The sequence below is a fragment of the Isoptericola haloaureus genome (assembly GCF_036689775.1).
GTDB lineage: Bacteria > Actinomycetota > Actinomycetes > Actinomycetales > Cellulomonadaceae > Isoptericola > Isoptericola haloaureus.
Map to the genome: position 1 here is coordinate 1 of NZ_JBAGLP010000094.1, position 313 is coordinate 313.

General features: G+C 76.4%; 1 protein-coding gene. It reads right to left on the bottom strand.

The features are described from left to right. A partial coding sequence (locus tag V5O49_RS00305; RefSeq protein WP_332900469.1) for a hypothetical protein occupies positions 1–184 on the bottom strand: 184 nt, incomplete at its 3' end. Between the last annotated feature and the right edge of the window lie 129 nt (positions 185–313).

Genomic DNA, 313 nt, shown 5'->3' on the forward strand with positions numbered 1-313 from the left:
CATCCAGCACGCCGCCGAGGCCGACGGGGACGTGCGCGGCGCCGCGGGCGGTCCCCCCCGGCCCGTGGGGGTCGGCCTCGACCAGATGCACGGGCCCACGCTCGTCGGCTCCGGTGCCCACGACCTGGACCGCTTCCGCGCCGTCGCCGAGCGCCGCGGGGCCGCCCTGCCCAGCGCCGCGCACCTCGACCTCGATTTGTCAATGATCCGGCGCCCACCGAGATCTACACTGGCAAGCGCACCCCTTCCCCACACGGCGCTCTTCCGCTCTGTCGCTCTGGAGCCCGCTTGCCGCCACCCCTCCCCCGCGCGG